The sequence below is a fragment of the Sulfitobacter sp. M13 genome, assembly GCF_053474885.1.
Map to the genome: position 1 here is coordinate 16,982 of NZ_JBRKBN010000004.1, position 24,471 is coordinate 41,452.

Consider the following 24,471-nt stretch of genomic DNA (forward strand, 5'->3'; position numbering starts at 1 on the left):
CAGCCATACTGTAAGCTTTGCTTTGACCCGTTGAACGATACAAACGCACAGTCTGCCACGGATGGGTCGACTAATACATCAAAACGGCATTGAAGAGGCCCAGCATTCGCCACACAGTGGCTCCGGATGTACAACAACGACCGTTCGAACATGAGCATCGGTGGCATCACTCCCGCAATGAAACTGAAAATGGCCGCGCAGATTCTACATCCTTGTTCCGTTAAAAACAGGAGGATTACCTTCCAGCCACGCGGCAAAGCGCTGAAGTTCTTGATAGGCTGCCAAAGGGCATTCCACATCACGTTATTGTGATTTTATTGAGATTGAAGCTCTAGCAGGTGGAGGTCTTAAAACAGTTAAAACAGGCAAGATCAGAGGCTTCATCATGATACTGACCAAAGACACATCTATTTCACGTCGCAGTGCGCTTCTTGGGGCGACAGCAAGTGGACTATTTCTCGGAACCGGTACGGCAATCGCGCAAACGACCGAGCCACTTTCGTCACCGTCAGTCCGCCGAAACATTTCATCCTTCAGTACCTCCAATTGGAGGGAGCATTTTGACAACTTAGAGCACGGAGCAATCCTTTGCGATATCGACTGCGTATTCCGGGGTGATCCGGCCACCTGTACCGATAGCATCCGGCCACCCATACCGATTTGATCCGGCCATGGATTCCGGGGCATCCGGCCACCCCTATTTTGACACGATTTAAGCGACTGCGAGGCGATCTGTAGCAGGGCTACTCTGGCGTTCATTTGAATGAGAGAGAGCCCAATGAAGAGATTGCCAATGCGGAAGATACGGGAAGCTTTGCGGCTTCGATCAGATGGATTTTCAGGACGCCGTGTTGCGCAAAGCCTGTCGGTGGGCCGCGCGACGATATCGGAGTATTTTCGGCGCGCCGATGTTGAAGGCTTGAGTTGGCCTCTGCCAGACGCCTTGTCTGATGCAGACCTCGAGCAGCGGCTGTTTCCCTATAGCCCTGGCGAAGTGCGTGGCAGCGTTGCTCAACCGGACTGGGCCTACGTGCACGCAGAGTTACGGCGCAAGGGTGTGACGCTTTCACTGCTGTGGGAAGAGTATCGCGGGGTTTATCCGGATGGATACGGCTACAGCAGATACTGCGAACTCTATACGCGTTGGGAAGGCAAGCTGTCGCCGGTGATGCGTCAACGTCACCCTGCTGGCGAGCGCCTGTTTGTCGACTATGCCGGCCACACCGTGGATGTTGTCTGTCCCAAAACCGGCGAGGTGCGCACAGCGCAGATCTTTGTCGCAACGTTGGGCGCGTCCAATTACACCTATATTGAAGCGACGTGGACGCAGAGCCTGCCGGACTGGATATCGAGCCATGTGCGTGCCTTTGAGTTCGTCGGCGGCGTACCTGCGCAGTTGATCCCGGACAACCTCAAGGCAGGCGTCACCAGGGCCTGTTTTTATGACCCAGCCATCAATCGCACCTATGCGGATATGGCCAGTCACTATGACACAGCTATTATTCCGGCCCGCCCACACAAACCCAAAGACAAGGCCAAGGTTGAAGGCGCTGTCTTGCTGGCCGAGCGCTGGATTTTGGCGCGGTTGCGTAATCAGCGCTTCTTTGGCCTTGATGAGGTGAACGCGGCCATCCGGCCATTGCTGGATCAACTCAATGGCAAGGTGACTCGCCATCTTGGGGCCAGCCGTCGTGATCTTTTTGAACGCCTGGATCGCCCTGCGCTGAAGGCGCTGCCCGTTGCCCCATACGTTTATGCCGAGTGGAAGCAGTGCCGTGCTGGCCTTGATTACCACGTCGATATTGGCCGCCATTATTACTCAGTGCCACATCAGTTACTGAAGCAAAAACTGTGGGCCCGGATTACCGCACGCACCGTAGAGGTATATTTTAAGGGGCAACGCGTGGCCTCTCACGCCCGCACCTCCGGCAACCGCCAGCACTCGACGCACCGAGATCACATGCCTGCGCATCATCGGTTCCGTGATGACTGGACGCCTGAGCGCATTCGCAGGCAAGCGTCCGCATCGGCCCAAACGTTGAGATCTTTGTTGATGTGGTCATGCGCAAAAGGCGGCACCCCGAGCAAGGGTATCGCAGCTGTCTTGGCGTCATCAAACTCGCCAAAGCCTTTGGTCATGATCGCCTGGATGCCGCCTGCGCCCGGGCGCTTGAGATCAACGCCCATTCCTACTCATCGCTACATTCCATTCTAAAGAATGGTCTGGATCGCAAGCGCCGCGACCCCACCACGGACGGCCCCGCGATCACTCACCCCAATATCCGTGGTGCGGATTACTTCCACTGAAGAGGACAAGATATGCTTGATCATCCAACCTTGGATCAGCTCAAATCACTCAGGCTCGACGGCATGGCGGAAGCCTTTGCTGAGATGCAAATACAGGACGGTGCAGCCGCGCTCAGCCATGCCGAATGGCTGGGGCTGCTCGTCGACCGTGAGAGCGCGAGCCGAGAAACCAAACGCTTTGAAAGCCGCATGCGCACCGCAAAATTGCGCCAGTCGGCGCATCGCCCGAGGACATTGATTACAAATCCCGGCGCGGTCTCGACAAAGCCGTGTTCCAGCAGATGTTGACCGGGCGCTGGATCAAAGACCGTCGTAACCTGATGATCACGGGCCCCTGCGGCGTGGGCAAAACGTGGTTGGCTTGTGCGCTCGCGCAAGCCGCATGTAGGGACGGCGTCACCGTGCTCTACAAACGTATGCCGCGTCTCTTTGACGAGTTGGAGCTGGCCCATGGCGACGGACGCTTCCCACGCCTGTTCAAAGCCCTCACCAAAACCCGGCTGCTGATCTTGGACGATTGGGGCCCAGACCGTCTCAACGCCAGCCAGCGGCGCGACCTGATGGAGATCGTCGAAGACAGATATGAAGCCGGATCAACGCTGATCACCAGCCAATTGCCCATCGACGCCTGGCATGACGTGATCGGTGAACCTACCTTCGCAGATGCCATTCTCGACCGTCTCGTACACAACGCATATCGCGTCGAACTCGACGGCCAGAGCATGCGAAAAACCAAACTCAAAACAGGTGACGAAAGCGCCCAAAACGGTTAACCAAAAACTCAGGCCTCGCAGCCGCTAAACAAGGGCGGCCGGATACACCGGTTTAGGTGGCCGGATGTTGTCGGAATGACCGGCCGGATGCACCGGAATACGCAATCGACTCCCGTGCAGTTCAATATTGGTCAGAAGATGAAAGCGTCTACAAACTTTACCCTTCCAGTGTTCCGTTAACAGAAGAACTGACCAAACGTGGGAACACACACGTCATTCGTAAAGTTGAGGGGCCAAGCTGGCGCCCCACCCCTTCAATGAAGATACGCAACCCCGAATGGCCAGACTATTTTCCACCTGGTCCCGATAACCCATTGGGCACCCATGCGCTGTATCTGTCATGGCAATATTACCGTGTTCATGGCACGGGCGACACGCGCAAGATCGGAAGGCAATCTTCAAATGGGTGCATAGGTCTCTACAACGAGCATATCAAAGAATTGTTCGCTTTGGCCGAAGTCGGAACACAAGTGAAGTTGTTTTGATTCATGCACTTTATCTGACTTATGAAGGTACGCCCTCGTGTACCAAGTTCCACTTATCATCAGTCTTTGAAAGCCACCGGCCTATGAAACGAAGAAAATTCCTCCTTTCCGCTGGGGCTGTTGGCACTTTAGCCTGCCAACCAGTGTCAGCTCACATAGTGCTTCCTAAGTATGATTTACCACCAGAATTTTTGCCTCAAGTAGTGACCATACCAGCGGGCGCTGCTCCCTACGAAATACATGTAGTTCCAGGCCAGTTTGCACTTTTCTGGACCCAGCCCAATAATACTGCAATTCGATATACTGTCGGGATCGGTCGCCCAGGTCTTTACGAGGCAGGAGAATTCTACGTAGGGGCGAAAAAAGAATGGCCAAGTTGGACCCCGACTCCTGGCATGTTGCGTCGTGAGCCTCAGAAATATGGCCCACTTCGCAATGGAATGCCTGGCGGTTTGAGCAACCCTCTGGGAGCGCGGGCCCGGTATCTCTTTCAACCGGGTCGCGGTGACACCTTTTTGCGTGTTCATGGCACAAATGATCCAACCACTATCGGGCGCGCCGTATCCAACGGGTGTGCCAGGCTTGTTAACAATCAGATTATTCAACTTTTCAATCAAGTGTCTTTAGACACCCGCGTTGTGCTCTATCCAAATGGCGCGACATGACGACTGGTGCAGGTCCTAAAGTGTGTCTAATAAAAAAATTTAGTGGCTCAAACACGGCGCAATCTTGGAGTTTTCTAGAACTCGACGGCTCTGAGCACCTCTAGACAAGCTTTTACTTTTCAATTACTTAGCTGCTCATAATAGCGTGCTGGGTGAAACATCTCCATCACATCCCCAGCAAATCCAAAAGCTGATCCAATATACAGGAATGACAAATGAACCGTCCCTATCTGCTTTTTATCCTAGCATCCACGGCATTGGTTTCATGTACCGCTGTTGGCCCTGACTATACGCCACCTAAGACACCATTAGAAACGTCGTTCATTGGCGGTGGCGGGGCTCTCGAAGAGGTCGCGCGCGATGAATGGTGGAAACGGCTAAATGACCGGCAAATGAACCGGCTAGTAGACCGCGGCCTTACACAAAACATCGATATTGCAACGGCTTTACAACGTATCAAAGCCGCAAATACAGACCTGAGGCAGACAGGTACCGCTGGCCAATTCTCAGGTGGACTGGATGCACAGGCGCAAAGAAACAATGGTAACCCAATATCAGGTGATCCCTCTGAAAGTGCGACGTTCGGGGCGAATTACATCCTCGATATTTTTGGTGGTGTTCGCCGTGACGCGCAGCGCGCGGCAGCGGGTGTAGAAGCAGCCAAGTTTGATGCTGGCACTGTCCGGCTTGCTCTGGTTTCCGGTGTTGTTTCCAACTATATTGACGCGCGGTATTTTCAGGAGGCATTGGCTTTAACACGACAGAATATCGCGAGCCTCCGCCGGACCCAGTCCTTGATCAGAGCTCAAGTTGAGCAAGGCGCATTGTCAGAATTAGATCTTGCCCGATCAGCAGGTCAGCTGGACACAGCAATTGCCGACCTCCCTCCGCTTGAAGCCGCATTCGAAGCCCGGGTTTTTGCAATCGCGACATTGTTGGCCGAACCAGCTCAGCCGCTGCTTAAACAGATGATTGCAGGCGCACCACAACCTTATCCTCGCAGCAAGGGGTCAACAGGCGTCCCTGCTAATCTGCTCCGCAATCGTCCAGATGTATTGGCCGCTGAACGCCGTCTAGCTGCCGCAGTTGCCGGAGTAGGTGTCGCAGAAGCAAAGTTGTACCCATCGGTCACTTTATCTGGCTCGGTGACAGCGGCAAACCCGTCAGAATGGTCCTTTGGTCCAGCACTTTCATTGCCCATCCTCAACCAAGGTCCGCTACGCGCTAGGCGAGATGCGGCTATTATTTCAGCCACGACCGCCGAACTGGAATGGCGTGCACAGGTGTTGGCCGCGGTGGAAGATGTGCAAAAAACTCAAAGTGAATTTACACGAAAACAAAGAGAGGTGGCCGCATTGCGCGCTGCTCAACGATCAAGGGATCGTACTCTTCAGTTGAGCCGCAAAGTTTTTGAACTGGGAGAACTGAACTTACCAGACCTGTTGGACGCCGAACGATTTGCAAACGCAGCACGCATATCCCTCGCAGCAGCAGTAAGAGATTTGGCCCAATCGTGGTCAGCACTTATGGTGGCGACTGGTCGTGGATGGGGCGACGTAAGCTAAAATTGGCGTTCTCTACCTTGATGCAGCAGATCAAGGCGCGCTCATCGCGGCACGTGCAGATTGAGTTTCCCGAATTGCGCAAACGATACTGGGGAACGCTATTTTGGGCACGTGGATTCTTTTCGACCACGTCAGGGAATGTCACCGACGATGTCATCCTCCAGTATCTGGAATTATATTCCAAACGCGAAACTATCTGCATCAGCCTATAGTACTCCTCTTTTGACCGGAGATGCGTTGTATTGACCCAAAGTACGGCCGCAAGGGTGCACGCACCGCCAAACAGCCGTGCACCTTTGCCTGCGCATCAGAACATATATGCCCTAAGCCTTCTTTACAGATTTTGCCTTCGTACCATGCTCGTGGACCGTTTCGACAAGTGAATGATGCCCACCTTGTCTGGGCGCAAACCAGCGGTGCAATGCGGGCATGACCAGTAGGGTCAGCACGGTTGACGAAACAAGCCCCCCGGTTACCACAGTCGCAAGCGGGCGTTGGACCTCGGCACCGACGCCGGTGGCGAAGAGCAATGGTGCCAGCCCAAGTGCCGTCGTCATGGCGGTCATCAGGACCGGACGCGCGCGCAGCCCTGCGGCCTCAATGGCCAAAGCCTCCAGATTGCGACCGGCGCGCGCAAAATCATCCATGAAACTGACCAAGACCATACCGTTGCCCAACGCGATGCCGAACAATGCGATAAACCCGACAGTAGCAGGCACCGACACTGGTAACCCTGTCAACCAGAGCGCCATCGCACCACCCGTCAGCGCCAAGGGGATATTCAACAGGATGAGGATCGCTGATTTCAGGCGACCAAAGGTTACCAGAAGGATCAGCAGAACGATGCCCAACGTAATAGGAATGACCACTTTGAAACGGGCATTCGCCTGTTGCTGAAGCTCGAATTGGCCGCCCCAAACCAAACGATACCCGGGCGGTAGATCCAACTGAGCGTCCGTCAACGTCTGCGCTTCGGCAACGAAAGATCCGATATCGCGACCGCGCACGTTGGACTGGACCGTGATAAAGCGTTCGCCATCTTCGCGTGTGATCTGGCGTGGACCGATTACAGTTTCGATATTGGCCACTGTGTCCAGCGGCACCCGTGCGCCCGAAGGAGATTCCAGCACGATGCGTCTGATCGCCTCCGGTGTGTCGCGGCTTTCTTCGTCAAAACGCACCACGATCGGAAACTGTCGCACGCCCTCGAACAGTGATCCGGCCTCGGCCCCGCCGACGGCTGCACGCAGCCCATCCAACGCGTCCTCCACATCAAGCCCGTAGCGACCAAGGGCTGACCGATCCACGGTTACCACAAGTTGCGGCGCACCGGTGATCTGGTCGGCCTGTACCTCGGCAGAACCCTCAACCTGTTGGAGGAGTGACTGCAGGACTTGTGATCGCTCCAACAGAATTTCGGAATCCGGTCCAAAGATTTTGACGGCCAGTTCGGCGCGTGTGCCGGTCAGCAATTCATCAACAGCCATCGCGATGGGCTGGCCGATATTCACCACGATCCCCGGAAAGCTTTCCAGATCTTCCGAAATCGCCGTGCGCAAACCTTCGGCAGACAAGCCGGGTCGCCACTGATCGACCGGGTTCAACTCGATGAAGGCTTCGGCGCTGTTGGTCGGGTCAGCATGCGCGCCAACCTCACCACGCCCAATACGGGTCACGATGGACTTGATTTCAGGAAAGTTCTTTAACAACCGCTTTTCCACAAGCGTCGTCGTCTTCGTTCCTTCGGTAAGCGAAATCGAGGGTGCCATGGTGACGCGCATCAGAATATCGCCTTCCTCCAACGATGGCGTAAATTCGGAACCAAGTCGCGATCCTGCAAAACCGCCCACCGCCAAAAATATGCCGCACAGGACGATGGCGAAAAAACGGTTACGGACAAAGAACCCGGCCGCACCACTGACCATCGCGACAGTCCGCCCCGGCTTGTCAGGGGCCTTCTTGCCGGATCGGCGCATCACCGAAAAGGCCATGGAAGGCGCAATCAGGGCCGCATAGAACAGCGATCCGGTCATGGCGAGTGCAGCCGATGCCGCCAAGGGCCGGAAGGTTTTGCCCTCAACCCCTTGCAGCGAGAATAGCGGCAGGAAAACAACGATAACCACGGCAACCGCCGCCACCAGAGGTGCGATTACCTCGGCAGTAGATCGGGCAACCAACATACGCGGCTCTTCAGAGCCGTCGCCTTCCTCAAAACTGCGATCCACGTTTTCAGAGATAACAATCGCACCGTCCACCATCATCCCGATGGCGATGGCGACCCCCCCTAGTGACATCAGATTGGCGCTGATACCGAGAGCGTACATTGCGATAAAAGCAAAACCTACGGAAAACGGGATCGATAGGACCACAACCAGACTGGGACGCCAGCCACCCAGAAAGACGAAAACGACCAACGCCACAAGCACAGCCCCCTGCCATAACGCCGTCGTAACAGTTGCGGAGGCCTTGTTCACCAGCGTGCCCTGATCATAGTAAGGGACCGCCAGTACACCATCCGGAAGGCTTGCGTTGATTTCCTCAAAGCGCTTCTGCACCCGCGCGATGACATCGGATGTGTTGGTGCCATAAAGTTTCAGAACCAGCCCTGCGACAACTTCCCCTTCACCATTGGCGGTTGCAAGACCTTGCCGAACGCCACCGCCAACGATGATGTGGCCTAGATCGCGCACGCGCACGGTGCGCCCGTCGTCCACGTTGACGACAATCTCCGCGAGATCCGCGATTGTCTTCGCAAGTCCAACGCCACGCACCGTGTATTGTTCGGATCCAATTTCGAGGAATTGCGCCCCTTCGGTTTTATTTCCGCGCTCTAATGCGCTGATCACATCGGCGATTTGAATATCATAGGCAAGCAGCGCATCGGGATCGAGCCTGACCTGATATTGCTTTTCATAGCCACCAAGGGACAAAACCTCGGTGACACCCGGCACGGTCTGCAACTGATACTTGACGATCCAATCCTGAATTTCGCGCATCTCGACAAGGTTGCGTGCGCCGGTCTGGTCTTCCAGGCGGAAATACAGGATGAGGCCAAGGCCGGTTGAAATCGGACCCATTTGCGGGTCGCCAAACCCGTCGGGGATATTACCGCGCGCTTCGGCGAGCCGCTCGCCCACGACCTGACGGGCGAAATAGACATCCGTCCCGTCCTCGAAATAGATGTTCACCACCGACAGCCCGAAGTTGGAGACCGAGCGCATGTTTTTGAGTTTTGGCAGACCCGACATCGCCGTTTCGATCGGATAGGTCACATAGCGTTCAACCTCTTCGGGGGCGAGCCCTTCTGTTTCGGTGAAAACCTGAACCAGCGCGGGTGTCACGTCGGGAAAGGCGTCGACAGGCAAAGCGCGAAACGCAAAAAGCCCGCCAAGCGTCATCGCAAAAGCCGCAATGGCCGCCAAAAGCCAGCCGCCTGCGATGCGGTGCATAAAATCAGTCATAATCAGCTATCCTAATGTCCGTGACCATCGCCAAAGGCGTCTTTTTCAAGTTGGGCTTTGAGTGTGAAGGCACCATCAGAGACAAAGAGGTCGCCTTCCTCCAGCCCGGTGCGGATTTCCACATAGCCGCCAGCGGTTGTACCGACCATGACGGCGCGCGGTGCGAACCCACCCTCAACAGGGACAAAAACAGACGGGCGGTTCTCTACCAGTTGCACGGCGGATTGTGGCACGCGCAAAACCTCCGCGGCATTGCCGACGCTGAGATCTGCAATCACAAACTGGCCGGGGGTCAGGGTTCTGTCAGAGTTGTCGATGATGACACGCGCCGTCGCCGTGCGCGACACTTCATCAATAACCGGTAGGACAAAAGCCACTGTTGATTGCGCAATGACATCGCCAGCGTCTGATTTAAGGGCAACCGGGGCGCCAATCCGGACGCGGCTGATATCCTGTTTGTAAACTGCGATATCGGCCCAAACCACGCTGTCGTCGACAATCGTGAATAGCACCTTGGCGCTGGAATCCCCCGCTGTTACCGTTTCCCCCAGCGTCGCCGCACGTCGCACAATTGTTCCCGCAAGTGGTGCAGTCAGATAGGCATTGGCGTTGTTTCCATCCGGAGCAGTGGCTATTTTTTCGAGGGCGGCGTGATCAATTCCGACGGCATGCAGCTCGGTTTCTGCTGCTTCACTCTTGGTCTTTGCCGCTTCATGCTCTGCGCGGGCCGTTTGGACATTCGCCTCGGATGTGATTTTTTGCGCCCACAGACCTTCCAGGCGTTCCAACGCCTGTGCGGCAAGGACTTCATTTGTTTGCGCAATCATCCATTGTGATTTCAACCCGGCAAGCTCACGGCTCGTGATCAGTGCCAGCGTATCTCCATAGGCAACGGTGTCGCCTTCACCAACCAAAAGCCGGTCGATGACTCCGCTCACCTTGGGCGTGACATTTGCCATCCGGTCTGCGTCAAAGTGGATTTCTGCTGGCAGGCTAAGGGATTCGCCCAAGGCACCCAATTCAGCTTGCTCGAGCAGGATTCCGGCCTCTTGCGCCACTTCAGGTGCCAATTTGACGATATCGCCACCGCCTTCATCGCCGTGTGCGCCCTCAGCTTCGCCCGCGTGATCGTCATCGCCATGCGCATCCTTGGCTTCACCTGCGTGGTCATCATCGTCGTGCTCATCCTTGGCTTCACCTGCGTGGTCATCATCGTCGTGCGCATCCTTGGCTTCACCGGCGTGGTCATCATTGTCGTGCGCATCCTTGGCTTCACCGGCGTGGTCGTCATCTTTCGGCGGGGTTGCGGCCGCGGCAGTCATCGGCAAGGGCGTTTCCGCATTGCCAGACGTGGCAGGTATCGTGACGAAGGCAAATACGCCCACCGTCAGCGCAGCCATGGTCATCGTTGTCAGTTTCATAATCGTACTCCAGGAATTGAATAGGTCACCGAAAACACGTTCGGGCACCTGTTGGAACTTTGTCTGCCATGATCAAACCGATGAAATGGCCCTGAAACAGATTCGCCTCAAACGGTTTGGTCTGCTGTGATATTTATGAGTTTCTACAAAGCCCGTTCCGACACGGGATATGTAAAATACCACTCTGCAATGGGGCAGATCAGCCTCGCGGAGGACGGTAAAAACCTTGGAGCGTGGCAAGGACCACAGAGGCGTCAGCCCAGTGTCGCGATCGGTCTGCTGACGACTGATCGCATGCCAACTGCGCCTGCTTCAGTCCAATGATGTGGATATGGCAATCGCCAAAGCCATGGGATGCCTCACCATTTTCGCTAAATCTTTGATCCTGAGTAGCTAAATCAAGATCACCCGTATCGGTAGCAAAAATAACTTTTTCAAAGACCGCTTCAATTGCCTCAAACACATGGGCATCGGCTTTTGCAATGTTGAAATTCAGAGCAGCCGAAAGCAGTATGGCCAACCCGATTTTAGCAACACGAATGGCAGACAAGTACTTCATAATGGGACCTTTACAGGACACGTAACCGATGGTCCATTCGCTTTTTGTCGCATGTCGTTCACCATCAGAATCAAAGGCTAGTTTCCGTTCACATTTACGCTACTTGAGTGAAGTCTTGCGCCTCGCAACTCAAAGCCAAGATTTGACTCCCTACTGCGATCTTTTTTCATCTTTTGCTCGCGATGCTCATTGAGCTCGCTAGCGCGCATTAACTTGCCCTGCAATGTCCTCAACCAAACCCGGACAACTCCGCTGTTTTTTTCTGCGGTTTCCAATTTGGTTTTTTGAGTTCAATGACCATTTGCCTGCACACCTTGCATTTCTTTTTCACTCAATGTTTCATAATCCTTCGGCTTACCATTGTCTTTCTTGGCCCGCAGCAGCCGCAAAGCGTTAGCAACGACAAGCAATGAGACACCAACATCAGCGGCGATAGCGCCCCACATACTGGCCATGCCAAATGCAGTAAGCCCAACGAATAGCGCTTTGGTCGCCAGCGATATTCCGATGTTCTGATGGATAATGTTCATTGTCCGGCGCGAATGTCCGATGAGCCATGGCACCTTGCCGATATCGTCCGTCATAAGCGCGATATCGGCGGTTTCGATGGCAGCATCTGAGCCAACTGCGCCCATGGCAATGGCGAAATGAGCCCGCGCCATGGCTGGTGCATCATTCACACCGTCACCGATCATCGCAACGACATCGTATTTTTCAACCAGTTCTTCAATAGCTCGTACCTTGTCTTCGGGGAGCAGTTCGGCGCGCACCTCATCAATACCAACCACTGCCGCCACGGCGCGTGCTGTGCGTTCGTTGTCGCCAGTCAACATGACGATTTTCTGGACACCTTGTGCATGCAGTCGCGCAACGATGCCTTTTGCATCCGGGCGGATGCGGTCGCGCAGTTCGATCAAACCCAAAACTTGGTCTTTGCTACCAACAGCAACAAGTGTGCTGCCCGCTCCTTCGATCTGTTCCAGTAGATTGCGGGGAATGGCATCGCCAACGCCCTTTTCGGTGGCAAAGCGATCCGAGCCAAGCCAGACTGGCTTCCCTTGCCAAATCCCTTCGACACCGCGACCTGGCACTGTTTTTGTATCTGTCGCTGCTATCTGTTCAAGCTCGTCGCGTAAGCCGCGCGCTAGGATTGCCCGAGCCAGAGGGTGCGAGGATCGTGCCTCGAGGGCGACCGCTGCGCTGAGCAGATCACTCTCTGACGTGCCGTTTAGAGGGTGTAGACCAGCCACTTCTGGCACGCCCATTGTGATAGTGCCGGTCTTGTCCATCGCGAGCGCAGTAAGGCGCGACGGCGCTTCGACATAGGCCCCGCCCTTGATCAAGACGCCATTTCGGGCTGAGGCGGCGAGTGCCGCAACGATGGAAACCGGGGTGGAAATGACCAACGCGCACGGGCAGGCAATCACCAACAGCACAAGTGCGTTGTAGATCCAGTAGCTCCACGCCCCCGCGAACAGCAGCGGCGGCACAACGGCGATCAGCAGCGCCAATGCCATGACGATCGGGGTGTAGATACGCGCAAACTTTGTAACCCACCGTTCGACTTCTGCGCGACGTGAATGTGCATCACCGACCATACGAATGATCTTGGACAGAACAGTGTCATTTGAGGCCTTGGTTGCCCTGACCATCAGCGTACCATCGCCGTTGATTGTCCCCGCATAGACATCATCCCCCGCTTCCTTCGCGACAAGCGCGCTTTCGCCAGTGATCGGTGCCTGATCGACATCTCCGTGTCCCTCGGTCACTTCACCGTCGAGGGGAATGCGGTCACCGCCGCGAACGACGAATTGATCGCCAACAACGACTTCTGCTGCCGGCACATCAGATTCGGACCCATCACTGCGGATCACACGTGCTGTAGACGGTGCAAGGTCCAGCAGCGCTGAAACCGCATTGCGCGCCCGTCCAACGCTCCAGGATTCCAATGCCAGCGATAAAGCAAAGAAGAAAGCGACGGTTGCGGCCTCGAATAATTCGCCAAGTCCAATAGCACCAGCTACCGCGACAATCATTAACAGGTTCATGTCTGGTGACAGTCTTCGCGCAGACGACCATGCTTTGGGTGCGACCAGCCATGCACCAAAAACGATGGCGAGCAGAAACAAGCCGATCTCGGCCAGCGGCATCGTGGATGCGCCATGACCAGAAAAGATCCTGAGTGCGCCACCAAGGCCAGTTTCGACAATGTGATACAGGAATCCAGCTACCCAGAATCCACCGCTCAGCCCAGTAAAAAGCCGTTGGCGTGCGAAATGAGCTGCCTGATCCACGTTTGCGGTTTCGGCATCCCATAGCTTTGCGCTCATCCCAGTCGATCCTATGATCTTGATGATGCGGTCATCGGTCAGGGTTTTTGGGCCTTCCAGCAGCGTCATCCGTCCGTTCATAACGTCGAAGGCCAAGTTCTCCGAACCGCCAACCTCGGGCCCAATAACTCTATTGAGAATGGCGACCTCTTCTGCGCAGTCTAGCCCATTGACGCGAAAGCTCCGCCCGACAGTTGGCGGCGGGGCAGACGATTGTCCAACAGCAGCTGCGTTCTGACTGCAACAGCTATCAGACTCACGTTTTGTGTGATTGTGGTCGCGATCAGTGTGGTCAGGCATCGACATAGCAAATTCCTTGTGGCGCATTTTCTTTAATATGAGAGCTACAGTGGCTAGAGGTTCAAGAGGTAAATTTGAGCGCCGTCCCACGAACCAGTTGTTCGCTCAATGGGACTACTGCAGGTGCCACCACAGCTAGCGTCGCTCAACATTTCCCGATAAGGTAGGGTGAGGCGATGTATAAAGAACTTTCAATCGTCAACTGAATCTTCCTGCCCTTGCAACATAGAATTTAGGTACTTTTTATGCTAACAATTGGCGCTGTAGCGCGTAGCGCAGGAAGTAAAGTTCAAACCATCCGGTACTATGAACAAGTGGGTTTGCTCAAACCAACAAGGCGAACAAGGGGTGGCCAAAGACGCTACAGTGTTGCCGACATTGATCGACTTGAATTTATTCTTCATAGCCGCCAGTTCGGATTTTCCTTGGAAGCGATCCGCGAACTGCTTGAGCTTTCCAGCGGTGCGCGAGGTTCCTGCAAATCAGCAACTAACGTCGCACAGCGGCAATTGAACGTATTAGAGCGGAAACTGTTGCTGCTGCTCGATCAAAAGAAGGTATTAGAACAGATGGTAAGGGAGTGCCCATGCAATAGTGTGGCATCCTGTCAGGTTCTTGAAAGCCTCCGTAAATACATCGATTTTCCGTCATCTGACGAGGCCTTTGGAGGGCAAAATAACCCTTGAACCTACAATCGGTGTAGGAATTATCTTCGGTCCATGGAAAGTGTTCAAGATCAATTGCCAACTGGCGTAGGCGATAAAGTCAGGCATTCTGCTTGGCGTTTTCGAGTGGTGATCATAGCAAGGCTCGTGATGAGCCTTCTGCTTGGGATTGGTGGTATCGCTGCTGGAAGCATCACGCTCCTCGCGGACGCCTTGAACAATCTGTTCATCGTGTTTCCCAAGATCGCCTCATCTGTTGCAAGGAAAACTAGTCAGCCGCAGGAAGATGAACGGATTGCGGAGAATTATTTGCGCGTTGAAACAGCCGCCACCTTGATTGGTCACATGACTGTGACCTTGATAGGCGCATATCTGTTCTACGAAGGAACCGAGCGGCTTTTTCGTACCGTACAACCAAACGGCCTCCTTATTGTGACTCTCGGAGTGCTGTCCGTCGCGGCAAATTTAGCGATCGCGCTGTTTGCAACCAATGAAAAGAACGCCAAACGATGGCCGTCTTCAAGTGACCTGATTAATTTTTCAGTCCCCATCGCGGTCTTTGTAACTGGGATATCAGTGATGCTGTATCAATCAAATATTCTGGACCCTTTGATCGGGGTCATTATCGTCATTTGCCTCACCTGGATGTCAATCAAGTGCCAAATCCACACATTTCGGACCTTTACGGACGGCCGCCCGGACACCCTTGTTCCAGGCGATGTAATCAAACGCATCCTTGCTGTCGAAGGCGTTGCAGATACGCATCATGTCCATTTCTGGCAGATGGGCAGACACCAAACGGCGATTGATGCGCATGTCGTTGTGAACAGCGGTGATTGGTCCTGCGCGGAAGCAATCAGGGACCGCATTGAAGCAGTTTTGCTTCTTCATTGTGGTGTCACCCATATCACCCTCGAAATGGAGGTGCCCGACCGAGAAGAGGACGAGATGAATATTTATGGGAATTCGCCAACTTGAAACACGATGAAAATCAGGCGGGGGGCCTAGAAATGACACCGGATGGGCCCGGCATGCGAGCGGTCAATGGCTTGGAGCGTTTGATCAATAGCATGTCGGTCATTGCTGCGTGGGCGACCGTTGTTCCGATTGCACTGTTTAGCATACTTCAGATTCTTGACAGAAAACTAAAAATTGGCGTCTCTTCTATCCTGCCGGATATGTCGACATCGCTCCTGTTCGTTATGATTTTCATGCTGTTTGGCTTCACATATCTGCAAGACGGTCATGTTAGGGTTGATGTTTTTCGTCGGCATTGGTCCAGCCAGACACAGGCGAAAATCGAGTTGGTTGGCTGTGTTTTAATCCTGATACCTCTCAGTGGGGTGCTCAGCTTCTATGGCTGGGATGGCCTGATGCGCACCACTCAATATGCAGATGTTGATGTGTGGATGTCGCGACTTGCGGGCGTGTTCGGACCGATACTTCTTGGTTTGTCTGGCGTTGTTGTTATTGCCCGCAACATCGCCTTTCTGCAGGGAACGCGCGATTTCGCCGCACCCGTGGAACAAAATGGGCCTTTAATGTGATGGTTGAAATTGTCACAGTCGGAATGCTGCTGATCATGGCTGGTGGGGTCTTTTCTGGTTTTCCTGTCGCACTGGTTTTGACCGGAACCGGGATACTTGGGTTTTTTGCAGCTGCCATGATGGGCCTTACCGATTTCCAGCACTTGGGCCTCTATTATTTGCGGGTTCGGGGTACGCTGACCAATGAGGGCGTTCAGTTCACGAGCGTGCCATTGCTGATACTTTTGGGAATGGTGCTCAACGGCAGCGGCATCGCATCAACCATTTTTCATACACTGGGTCATATGTTGCGCGGTCTTCGGGGAAGATACGCAATCGCTACATTACTGGTTGGCTTGATACTTGCACCAGCTGCGGGGGTCATTGGGGCGTCCGTCATCACAGTTGCGCTGGTTGCCTATCACCCGATGTTGAATGCTGGATATTCTCCTCGCGCTGCGGGGGGTGCAGTTGCCGCATCTGGAGCACTCGGCGTCATATTTCCACCTGCGATCATGTTGTTTTTCGTCGCAGGCCCTTTTCCGGCTCAGGATCAGCGTGATGTACATGTCCATGGTTGTTCCTGTGCTGCTGCTCGTGATCCTGTTCTCGATCTATTTCATCGCCACCATCAGCGCCAAAGATGACGGAGGCCCAATCAACGAAGAAAAAGAGAAGCCGCAATACCTGTCGATGATCGCCGCACTTTTAGTGATTGCGTCCATCCCTTGGAGCATTGTTTCAGGCGTCGCGACCCTTTCCGAAGCCGCCGGAATTGGTGTGTTTGGATCATTGTTGCTGGTAGCAATCCGAGGACAACTCAGCCTAGCGATGCTCCACAATGCCATCATGCGAACGGGAACGCTGACTGCGATGGTATTCTTTATTGTTGTTGGAGCGACGGTATTTTCGCTGAGTTTTCACTTGGTGGGAGGTCCGGACGTCTTGTTCAACTGGATCACGGGTTTCAATCTCAATCGATGGGAAACGCTAGTCCTCCTACTAGGTCTGGTTCTGGTGCTTGGGTTTGTTTTTGATTGGATGGAAATCCTTTTGGTGTTTCTCCCGATTTTCTTGCCCATATTTCAGCAGCTCGACTTTTCTGATCACGTCGGCTCGGCCTATGCGGCGACCGTGTGGCTGGGTGCATTGATCGCGCTAACATTGCAAACATCATTCCTCACGCCACCTTTCGGGTACGCATTGTTCTTTGCCAAAATGACCGCCCCGCCTAGTGTCGTTCTTGCTGATATTTACCGTGGTGCAATCCCACTTGTCATATTGGAAGTCGTCCTTCTTGTGCTCGTCGTGCTGTTTCCCACATTGGTCATTTGGTTGCCAAAAGTGTCGTTGAACTTATCTCAGCTTTCGCTGTGATGCTTTCGCACAATACACCCAAACACCGAACCCGCGCAGCACTATTCAGCCGGTCAGCCTACTGTCTGTCCAAGCGAACAAAGTCCCACGTCAACGCATTCATTCGTTGTAAATTGAGTTAACCCGTAGCACCTGGCTCTCTGGTACAAATTGGGTTGCCCCTTTTCGATCTTAAAGGCAAGTACGTCGTCTCAACAGGACCAACATAGCGATAAACGAAGCATCCGTCTGTCGGCTCGATCCTGACGGCGTTCAAATCTTGGAACGGCGCTGCTATTTCCAGAACACCTTCGGGCAGTTCTTTGATGAAGCCTTCAGTTGAGGTGCGTGATTGGCCGCTAAAATCAGCGCACCCTCCGAGCGCCAGTATCGCAAAACCAAGACCACTCATGCTAAATTTCATTCTTACCGTTCCTATCAATGTCGTATTGTTTCTTGAAAATGGGGTTGGGGAGCCGCACTCCCTGCGCTCCTTATTGAAGAACCAATTTAGGATCAGAGCAACCTATACAAGCCATCTTTTAAGGGTCGCCTTTTCTACCTTTGCCTCGCAAAATAAAAAGCTGACTTTCTTGCCCAATTTTCATGGGAACAGGAGCATACGTTAAATGTGATTGGCTGGACTGTGCCCTACGCGACGTAGCTTTTATTATCATGATGGAACTTCGTTCGTCCTTCACCTCACGTTTTTGTGACATTTATTCGTTTGAAGCTCCAGTGGGTGAAGGTTGTAAACCAACGAAAACAGGCAAGACTGAAGGATGCAACATGAAGCAGATCAAAAACTCATCTATCTCACGTCGTGGAGCACTGCTCGGTGCGGCTGCAAGCGTGCTGTTTCTAAGAACTGGCGGTGCAACCGCGCAAACCACAACACCACTTGCTTCACCACCAGTGCGCCGCAATATTTCATCCTTCAGCACCTCAAACTGGAGGGATCACTTCGATAATCTAAACAACGGAGCAATCCTGTGCGACATTGACTCCCGAGCGGTGCAATATTGGTCAGAGGATGAAAGCGTCTATAAGCTTTATCCATCGAGCGTCCCGGAATCCGAAGAGCTGACAAAACGCGGATACACTAGCGTTATTCAGAAGGTAGAAGGACCAAGCTGGCGCCCCACGCCTTCGATGAAAATCCGCAATCCCGATTGGCCAGACTATTTTCCACCGGGTCCAGACAACCCCTTGGGCACGCATGCGCTCTACCTTTCATGGCAATATTATCGCGTCCACGGAACAGGGGACACGCGGAAGATTGGCCGCCAATCGTCGAATGGATGCATCGGTCTTTACAACGAACATATCAAAGAATTGTTCGCTTTGGCCGAAGTAGGAACACAGGTGAAACTGTTTTGATGCCGCACTTTGCATGACTTGTTAAAGTCTGTTCTCGTGTACAAGCGTCCATTCTATGTTGACCACCCGAAAGCCATAGCCTCATGAAACGAAGAAAATTTCTCCTTGCCGCCGGGGCTGTCGGCGCTTTGGGCAGTCAACCGGTTTCAGCTCATGTAGTGCTGCCAAAGTATGATTTACCGCCGGAGTACTTGCCTCAAGTAGTGAGCATTCCAGCGGGCGCTGCTCCCTACGAAATTCATGTTGTACCAAGCCAGTTTGCCCTGTTCTGGACCCAACCGGATAACACTGCAATTCGGTACACCGTCGGGATCGGTCGCCCGGGTCTTTATGAGGCAGGCGAATTCTATGTTGGGGCAAAGAAGGAATGGCCCAGCTGGACACCGACCCCGGGCATGTTGCGTCGTGAGCCTCAGAAATATGGGCCGTTTCGGAATGGGATGCCTGGCGGTCTGAGCAACCCTCTAGGTGCGCGGGCCCTCTACCTCTTTCAACCGGGTCGCGGCGATACCTTTTTGCGTGTGCATGGCACAAATGACCCAAGCACTATCGGCCGTGCAGTCTCAAACGGGTGCGCCAGATTGGTGAACGATCAGATTGTCCAATTTTATGATAAAGTCCCGCTGGATACCCGTGTGATCCTGTACCCCGCAACTTAGAACACTTCCTTGGCGAGATCAGCGTGTTTTTGATAGCTTTCAGCAGAAGATTTCCTGGGGAAGATCACTCAATCACCTCCGGATTCCCCTCAATCCTAGGAAGGATACAAGATGTTATTAGCGCGACGCGGCCTGTCAAAAATTGTTCTCGCAACAGTATTAGCAGCATTTTCTTTCACTACTGTGGTCGCACAAGAACTCAATGAAGCAGATATCAAGCGTCTCGCACTTGAAGCGATCTTGGAAAAACCCGAAATTCTGATCGAAGCGCTTTCAATCCTTCAGGAACGTGAAACTGCAGCTGCCGCCGAAGCGCAGTCTACCGCTCTATCTGTCTTGCGCGATGATTTCGAACAGAATGCACCGATCTTCGGGAACTTGGACGGCAGCGTCACACTTGTCGAGTTCTTTGACTATAACTGCGGGTATTGTCGCCGCGCTGCACCAGAGGTCAAAGCGGTACTGGAGGCAAGCAAGGATGTCCGCATTATTTATCGTGAATTCCCGATCCTAGGGCCCGGTTCCGAAGTTGCGGCGCGCGCGTCACTTGCCGCGAGAAACCAAGGTAAATATCAGCAGTTTCACGAGGCAATGATGGCATTGAACGGGCAAGCCGTTGAAGCAAGCGTTATGAAAATTGCAGGCGATGTGGGGCTCGATCTCGAAGTTTTGAAGACAGACATGCAATCAGACCTAGTGAACGATCACATTGCTGCCTCTCTGCGTTTGGCAGAAGCTTTGGGTATAACTGGAACGCCGACGTTCGTATTGGGTGACGAAATAATCCCCGGTGTGATCGAGCGCGGCACCCTTCTTGAAAAGATAGTCGCACTCGTCCCCGAGTGAAAAGGGCGACTATTGTAAAATCGGACCTTATAGGCCTAGACCTTCCACCTGCTGGTATCTCTATCTCTGGAGTTATCCAGAGCAAGAGGTCTCACTGTGGTAAGCGAAAAATCACTAAACTTAGGCGTGCAAAAGATGAGCTGCGCATCCTGAGTTGGTCGTGTGGAACAGGCTTGGAGGGCAGTAGCGGGTGTCGTTGAGGCGCATGTAAATCAGCGGCCACGATAAATCATACAGTTGACAGTCAGGCTCACAAAACAATGCCAGCAATGACACAGCATGAAATGCCTGTGATTGTATCCAAAGCGGGCGATGAAACAGATTCATCAAGCGAGTGTTGCATTGGCATTTGCATCTCTGTTGCGATTGGTGCCGAAGGCATTTGCGCAATCAGGCCTAGCTGGCCCGAAGCTGCATATTTGGGCTTTTGGTGGAACATTTATGGACCGACGTGCCCCTCTGCATTCCTTATGTACAGTACCACATCTTCGGCCGGAAACTTGAACCCCCGCCCGTCTGACACGCGCTCGACACTGATAGGATACTTTGGCCTGTTAGGATTTATGGCCACAATCCTGAACATTTCACCGCGTGCTTTGAAGGTCCGCCCATTGTAGAGCGTCAACCACCTTGTCCGCGGGCGACAACCAATTTGGCCGGTTCTGAGGCCGCTGAGGTTGGCGTTTCGTTCAGTGTTTTGGGTTAGGTCTCTCCTTCGTTTTGGTTGTCGTTGTTGGTTGTCGCTGCCGCTTCGGCCAGTGCCATCCTGTTGGTGGCCGCGGCCCGCTGACGGAAGCTTTCGGCGTTCATCTCGAGGATGGTCGCGTGGTGGACCAAGCGGTCGATGGCCGCGACGGTCATGGCCTTGTCCGGGAAGATTTGATCCCAGCCACTGAAGGGTTGGTTGGCCGCGATGGCGATGCTGCGGTATTCATAGCGTCGGGCGATGAGTTCGAAGAGGACGCCAGTTTCGGCCTGGTCCTTGTGGGCATAGGTGATGTCGTCGAGGATGATCAGGTCGAACTTATCGAGCTTCGCCAGAGCCGCCTCGAGAACGAGATCGCGGCGGGCGGCCTGAAGTCTCTGCACCAGATCGCTGGTGCGAGTGTAGAAGACGCGGTGCCCTGCCTCGACCAAGGCGTGCCCTATGGCGCAAAGAACGTGCGTTTTGCCAGTGCCGGAGTTCCCGATAGCGATCAGGTTGCCACCCCCGTCCGCCAGTCGCCGGCCGCCAGGGCCTCCACCCGGGCACGCGGCAGGGTGGGCAACGCCTTGAAGTCGAAGGTGGCCAGCGTCTTGCCGACCGGCAGCTGCGCCTCGTTCAGATGGCGCCGGATGCGACGCATGTCGCGCTCGGCCAGTTCATATTCCGCCAGAACGGCGAGGAAACGGGCAGCAGGCCAGCCTTCGTTGTCCGCGCGGGTGGCGATCTCGACCCAGAGCTTGTGGAAGCTGGGAAGCCGCAGCGCAGTCAGCATGCTGGGCAGCGTGTGGATGTCGATCTCACGGGCGGTCATGCGCTTGCCCCCAGCAGCGCATCGAAGCTGTCCAGCGCCGGGTGGACGACGGTCACATCCGCCGGTAACGCCATGTGTCTTGGAGCAAGCCGTGATGCCAGCGCTTTGGGATCCGGCACCAAGCCAGCGTCGAGGTCTGCTGCAAGGAGATATGCCAGTTCCACTTCGCAAGCCTGTTCGTGGGCGATGAAGAGCAGATCGACCATCCGGCGGCAGGCGTCGCGTCGCGGAAGGTCGCGCTGCAGAACTTTCCAGGCTTCAGCGTATTCGGTCCGGGGGAAAAGGCTGTCACGATAGATCGAACTCCACAGGGCCTGTGGCTTGCGCCGCAAGGCATGGATCACGTGATGGTAGTTGATGACATGGACGCGATGCCCGTCGACGCGCCCGCGGGCTCGGAGATGGGTTACAACGAGGGTGCCGCCGAGAAACGCCTCGATGCGATCATCGTAGAGGTGGATGCGCAGACGCTGCCCGATCAGCTGCGAGGGCGCACTGTAGAAGATGCTCTTGACCAGGAAGCCACCGGTCCTCGTAACCGGCACCACGATCTCGGTGAAGTCTGTCGTGCGCCGCTGCGGCAGGGGCTTCAAGTGGGCCCGTTCCGCCTGAACGGCATCGGCCCGTTGCCGATTGCGCCGTGCCACCAAGGTATCGACGAACCGCCGGTAGTCTTCGATGCATCCGAAGTCACGGCTGCCGCGCAGGATCAGGGCCTGTTCGATGGCTTTCTTGAGATGCCGGTTCTGGGATTCCACTGCCCCATTTTCGTGGGCCTCACCGCGATTGTTGCGGCTGGCTTCCATGCCATAATGGCCAACGAACGCATCATAGCGCTTGGTCATGTCCTCACGCTGGTCGACGGTCAGGTTACGGAAGGCGGCCGAGAGGCTGTCGGTACGGTGGTTTTGCGGCGCGCCGCCCAGCGACCAGAGGGCCTGCTGCAAGTTCTCGGCCAGCGCCGTGAAGCTTTCCCCACCGAGGACCACGCCGACATGTTCCCAGCGACTGTAGGCCATGACGAAGTGGTAAAGCAGGTGCGGGAAAGCCTGTCCTGCGATCGTGACAACCAACTCTTCGGCATGGGTGAAGTCTGACTGGGCCATGTATCCCGGCTCAGGCGTCTGGCGGAAGATGATGTCGCGCTCGGGTCCCTTCAGCGCCCGCCACTGCCGCACCCGACGTTCCAGGGTGCGCGATGCGATCATCAGGAAAAGCCAGGGGATGCTCGCTCTGAAGATGGCGCAACAGCGTGACGGCCTGCAACGCGCTGTCATTCTCAAGCAGAGGAAGGAGGTCATTCTCCCAATAGCCTTCAAGGGGATCGGCCACCGTGCGCCCGTGAACGATATTGCGGTTCGAGGGAAACGTCGGGTCGATATCGAAGCGTCGCGCGGTTCGCTCGCTGAACCCGGCACGGGCGGCCGAAGTGCGCTGGCTGTGTTTTTGTAGGTCAGTCATGTAAATTCTCAATTGCTGGTCGGTGATGGGTTTATAGGCCAACCCGGATCCTCCGTATGAACGCAGAGGCTTCCGGCTTACCAACCCGCAGCGACCAGCACCTACCCCCGAAATCAATCAGGCCGGTGGGGCTGCACTCCAGACGGGCAAGCCCGTCTTCCGTTCAGCCCCACCGGCCAAACTGGTTGTCGGCACCGGCCATGGTGGTTGTCGGCACCGGCCATGGTGGTTGTCGCTCATCAGCCCATAGTCAGATGGCTCGAGCCCAAACGGAAGTGCGAGCACTTCGAACATTGCTTTCTCCGGCGAATAGATCGCGCCGTCCTCCATTGGAATGCCAACGCGGAAACTGATGTTGAAGCCGTGGCGCAGATCGATGTCATGCAACTCACCGCCTTCGACGGTCAGGCCGTGGGTTTCAGCCACGCCTTGACATGCTTTCAATAGATCGCGACGGAGACGTTCACAGAGCGGCGGGGTCAGGTTTCGAGGTGGTGGCACCTTTGCCTTTCTCGTGCTTTCCTGGATCGGTTGCCGGGCAACTGTTTGCCCTGCCTTCCTCTTGTTTTTTTTCACATTAAGGCCTTTGCTTTGTAGACAGTGCCCCGCGACACGCCCATGTCACGCGCTATTTCTGTGGGAGAGAGGCCTTCGGCAAGTTTGACTTGCAGGGCAGCCATATCGATCTTTGCGGCCCGCCCACGGTAGACGCCACGCTGCTTGGCCGCGGCAATGCCCTCGGCCTGCCGTTCCCGCCGCAGGTTGGTTTCGAATTCGGCAAAGACCCCAAGCATGTCGAAGAAAGCCTTGCCTGTGGCGTTTGAGGTGTCCACCGGTTGTTCGGTCGCGGCAAGATGCGCACCCTTGTCCTTCAGCGCCGCAACGATGACCTGAAGGTCGCTGAGAGATCGGGCCAGCCGATCAATCCGTGTCACGACCAGAGTTTCACCCGGATGGATGAAGTCGAGGATGGTTTTGAGTTCTGGACGCCCCTCAAGGCTGGCACCGCTCTTTTGCTCAGTCCTGACCATGCCGCATCCGGCCGCCTTCAGCGCCGTGATCTGAGCATCAAGGTTCTGATCTGTGGTTGAGGTGCGGGCGTAGCCGATTTTTGCGCTGGATGTGTTCATTTTGAGTGTGCCTATGCCAACATGTGTTCATTATATAGAAAGGCACCCAAAGTGAACAGGTTTCC

The 24,471-nt window shown here is 54.7% G+C and carries 15 protein-coding genes and 8 pseudogenes; 14 read left to right on the forward strand and 9 right to left on the reverse strand.

Annotated elements, in window-relative coordinates; translation table 11 throughout:
- Positions 1–29: 29 nt before the first annotated feature.
- The 7 genes and pseudogenes from ACVBAU_RS17250 to ACVBAU_RS17280 all read left to right on the forward strand — a co-directional run.
- A pseudogene (locus ACVBAU_RS17250) lies at positions 30–198 on the forward strand (integrase core domain-containing protein); the annotation flags it as partial.
- Between the two features lie 580 nt (positions 199–778).
- A pseudogene (gene istA, locus ACVBAU_RS17255) lies at positions 779–2,307 on the forward strand (IS21 family transposase).
- Positions 2,308–2,319: 12 nt separating this feature from the next.
- A pseudogene (gene istB, locus ACVBAU_RS17260) lies at positions 2,320–3,080 on the forward strand (IS21-like element helper ATPase IstB).
- A 104-nt stretch (positions 3,081–3,184) separates the two neighbouring features.
- Positions 3,185–3,565: pseudogene (locus tag ACVBAU_RS17265) on the forward strand (L,D-transpeptidase); the annotation flags it as partial.
- 83 nt (positions 3,566–3,648) lie between these two features.
- Positions 3,649–4,230, forward strand: a complete 582-nt coding sequence (locus ACVBAU_RS17270) for a L,D-transpeptidase (protein WP_448329525.1) — start codon at positions 3,649–3,651, stop codon at positions 4,228–4,230.
- A gap of 215 nt (positions 4,231–4,445) precedes the next feature.
- A complete protein-coding gene (locus ACVBAU_RS17275; protein ID WP_082849484.1) occupies positions 4,446–5,795 on the forward strand; it encodes an efflux transporter outer membrane subunit in 1,350 nt (449 codons plus the stop codon).
- A gap of 2 nt (positions 5,796–5,797) precedes the next feature.
- A pseudogene (locus ACVBAU_RS17280) lies at positions 5,798–6,007 on the forward strand (transposase); the annotation flags it as partial.
- A 111-nt stretch (positions 6,008–6,118) separates the two neighbouring features.
- Here ACVBAU_RS17280 and ACVBAU_RS17285 read toward each other — a convergent pair.
- The 4 genes from ACVBAU_RS17285 to ACVBAU_RS17300 all read right to left on the reverse strand — a co-directional run bounded on the left by ACVBAU_RS17285 (position 6,119) and on the right by ACVBAU_RS17300 (position 13,866).
- Entirely contained in the window at positions 6,119–9,256 is a 3,138-nt protein-coding gene (locus ACVBAU_RS17285) for an efflux RND transporter permease subunit (protein ID WP_448329528.1), read from the reverse strand.
- A gap of 11 nt (positions 9,257–9,267) precedes the next feature.
- Entirely contained in the window at positions 9,268–10,677 is a 1,410-nt protein-coding gene (locus tag ACVBAU_RS17290) for an efflux RND transporter periplasmic adaptor subunit (RefSeq protein ID WP_448329530.1), read from the reverse strand.
- 199 nt (positions 10,678–10,876) lie between these two features.
- On the reverse strand, positions 10,877–11,236 hold the full coding sequence (locus ACVBAU_RS17295; RefSeq protein WP_448329532.1) for a hypothetical protein: 360 nt from the start codon (positions 11,234–11,236) through the stop codon (positions 10,877–10,879).
- 290 nt (positions 11,237–11,526) lie between these two features.
- Positions 11,527–13,866, reverse strand: a complete 2,340-nt coding sequence (locus ACVBAU_RS17300) for a heavy metal translocating P-type ATPase (protein ID WP_448329605.1) — start codon at positions 13,864–13,866, stop codon at positions 11,527–11,529.
- A 245-nt stretch (positions 13,867–14,111) separates the two neighbouring features.
- Here ACVBAU_RS17300 and ACVBAU_RS17305 point away from each other — a divergent pair, with 245 nt between their 5' ends.
- From ACVBAU_RS17305 to ACVBAU_RS17320, 4 genes and pseudogenes are all read left to right on the forward strand, one after another.
- Positions 14,112–14,552, forward strand: coding sequence for a MerR family transcriptional regulator (locus ACVBAU_RS17305; RefSeq protein WP_448329534.1), 441 nt, complete (start codon positions 14,112–14,114; stop codon positions 14,550–14,552).
- Positions 14,553–14,585: 33 nt separating this feature from the next.
- Positions 14,586–15,509: a cation diffusion facilitator family transporter gene (locus ACVBAU_RS17310; protein WP_448329536.1), complete on the forward strand. Its 924-nt coding sequence runs from the start codon at positions 14,586–14,588 to the stop codon at positions 15,507–15,509.
- Positions 15,506–16,078: a TRAP transporter small permease subunit gene (locus ACVBAU_RS17315; RefSeq protein WP_448329538.1), complete on the forward strand. Its 573-nt coding sequence runs from the start codon at positions 15,506–15,508 to the stop codon at positions 16,076–16,078. Before ACVBAU_RS17310 ends, ACVBAU_RS17315 begins: the two co-directional genes overlap by 4 nt.
- 35 nt (positions 16,079–16,113) lie before the next feature.
- Positions 16,114–17,434 (forward strand): annotated as a pseudogene (locus tag ACVBAU_RS17320) (TRAP transporter large permease subunit).
- A gap of 118 nt (positions 17,435–17,552) precedes the next feature.
- On the opposite strand, the gene ACVBAU_RS17325 reads toward ACVBAU_RS17320, so the two are convergent.
- Complete coding sequence (locus tag ACVBAU_RS17325) at positions 17,553–17,837, reverse strand: hypothetical protein (RefSeq protein WP_448329540.1); 285 nt, start codon at positions 17,835–17,837, stop codon at positions 17,553–17,555.
- Positions 17,838–18,202: 365 nt separating this feature from the next.
- On the opposite strand from ACVBAU_RS17325, the gene ACVBAU_RS17330 reads away from it, so the two are divergent.
- The 3 genes from ACVBAU_RS17330 to ACVBAU_RS17340 all read left to right on the forward strand — a co-directional run bounded on the left by ACVBAU_RS17330 (position 18,203) and on the right by ACVBAU_RS17340 (position 20,298).
- Entirely contained in the window at positions 18,203–18,793 is a 591-nt protein-coding gene (locus ACVBAU_RS17330; protein ID WP_448329542.1) for a L,D-transpeptidase, read from the forward strand.
- 83 nt (positions 18,794–18,876) lie between these two features.
- Positions 18,877–19,452 carry a L,D-transpeptidase gene (locus ACVBAU_RS17335; RefSeq protein WP_448329543.1) on the forward strand — a complete coding sequence of 192 codons (576 nt, stop codon included), beginning with the start codon at positions 18,877–18,879 and terminating at the stop codon, positions 19,450–19,452.
- Positions 19,453–19,563: 111 nt separating this feature from the next.
- On the forward strand, positions 19,564–20,298 hold the full coding sequence (locus ACVBAU_RS17340) for a DsbA family protein (RefSeq protein WP_448329545.1): 735 nt from the start codon (positions 19,564–19,566) through the stop codon (positions 20,296–20,298).
- Between the two features lie 702 nt (positions 20,299–21,000).
- Here ACVBAU_RS17340 and istB (ACVBAU_RS17345) read toward each other — a convergent pair.
- From istB (ACVBAU_RS17345) to ACVBAU_RS17360, 4 genes and pseudogenes are all read right to left on the reverse strand, one after another.
- Positions 21,001–21,815 (reverse strand): annotated as a pseudogene (gene istB, locus ACVBAU_RS17345) (IS21-like element helper ATPase IstB).
- Positions 21,812–23,276, reverse strand: a pseudogene (gene istA, locus ACVBAU_RS17350) (IS21 family transposase). The pseudogenes istB (ACVBAU_RS17345) and istA (ACVBAU_RS17350) overlap by 4 nt, the downstream one beginning before the upstream one ends.
- Positions 23,277–23,393: 117 nt before the next feature.
- Complete coding sequence (locus ACVBAU_RS17355) at positions 23,394–23,852, reverse strand: hypothetical protein (RefSeq protein ID WP_448329547.1); 459 nt, start codon at positions 23,850–23,852, stop codon at positions 23,394–23,396.
- A complete protein-coding gene (locus tag ACVBAU_RS17360) occupies positions 23,849–24,406 on the reverse strand; it encodes a recombinase family protein (protein ID WP_448329549.1) in 558 nt (185 codons plus the stop codon). Before ACVBAU_RS17360 ends, ACVBAU_RS17355 begins: the two co-directional genes overlap by 4 nt.
- Positions 24,407–24,471: the final 65 nt, after the last annotated feature.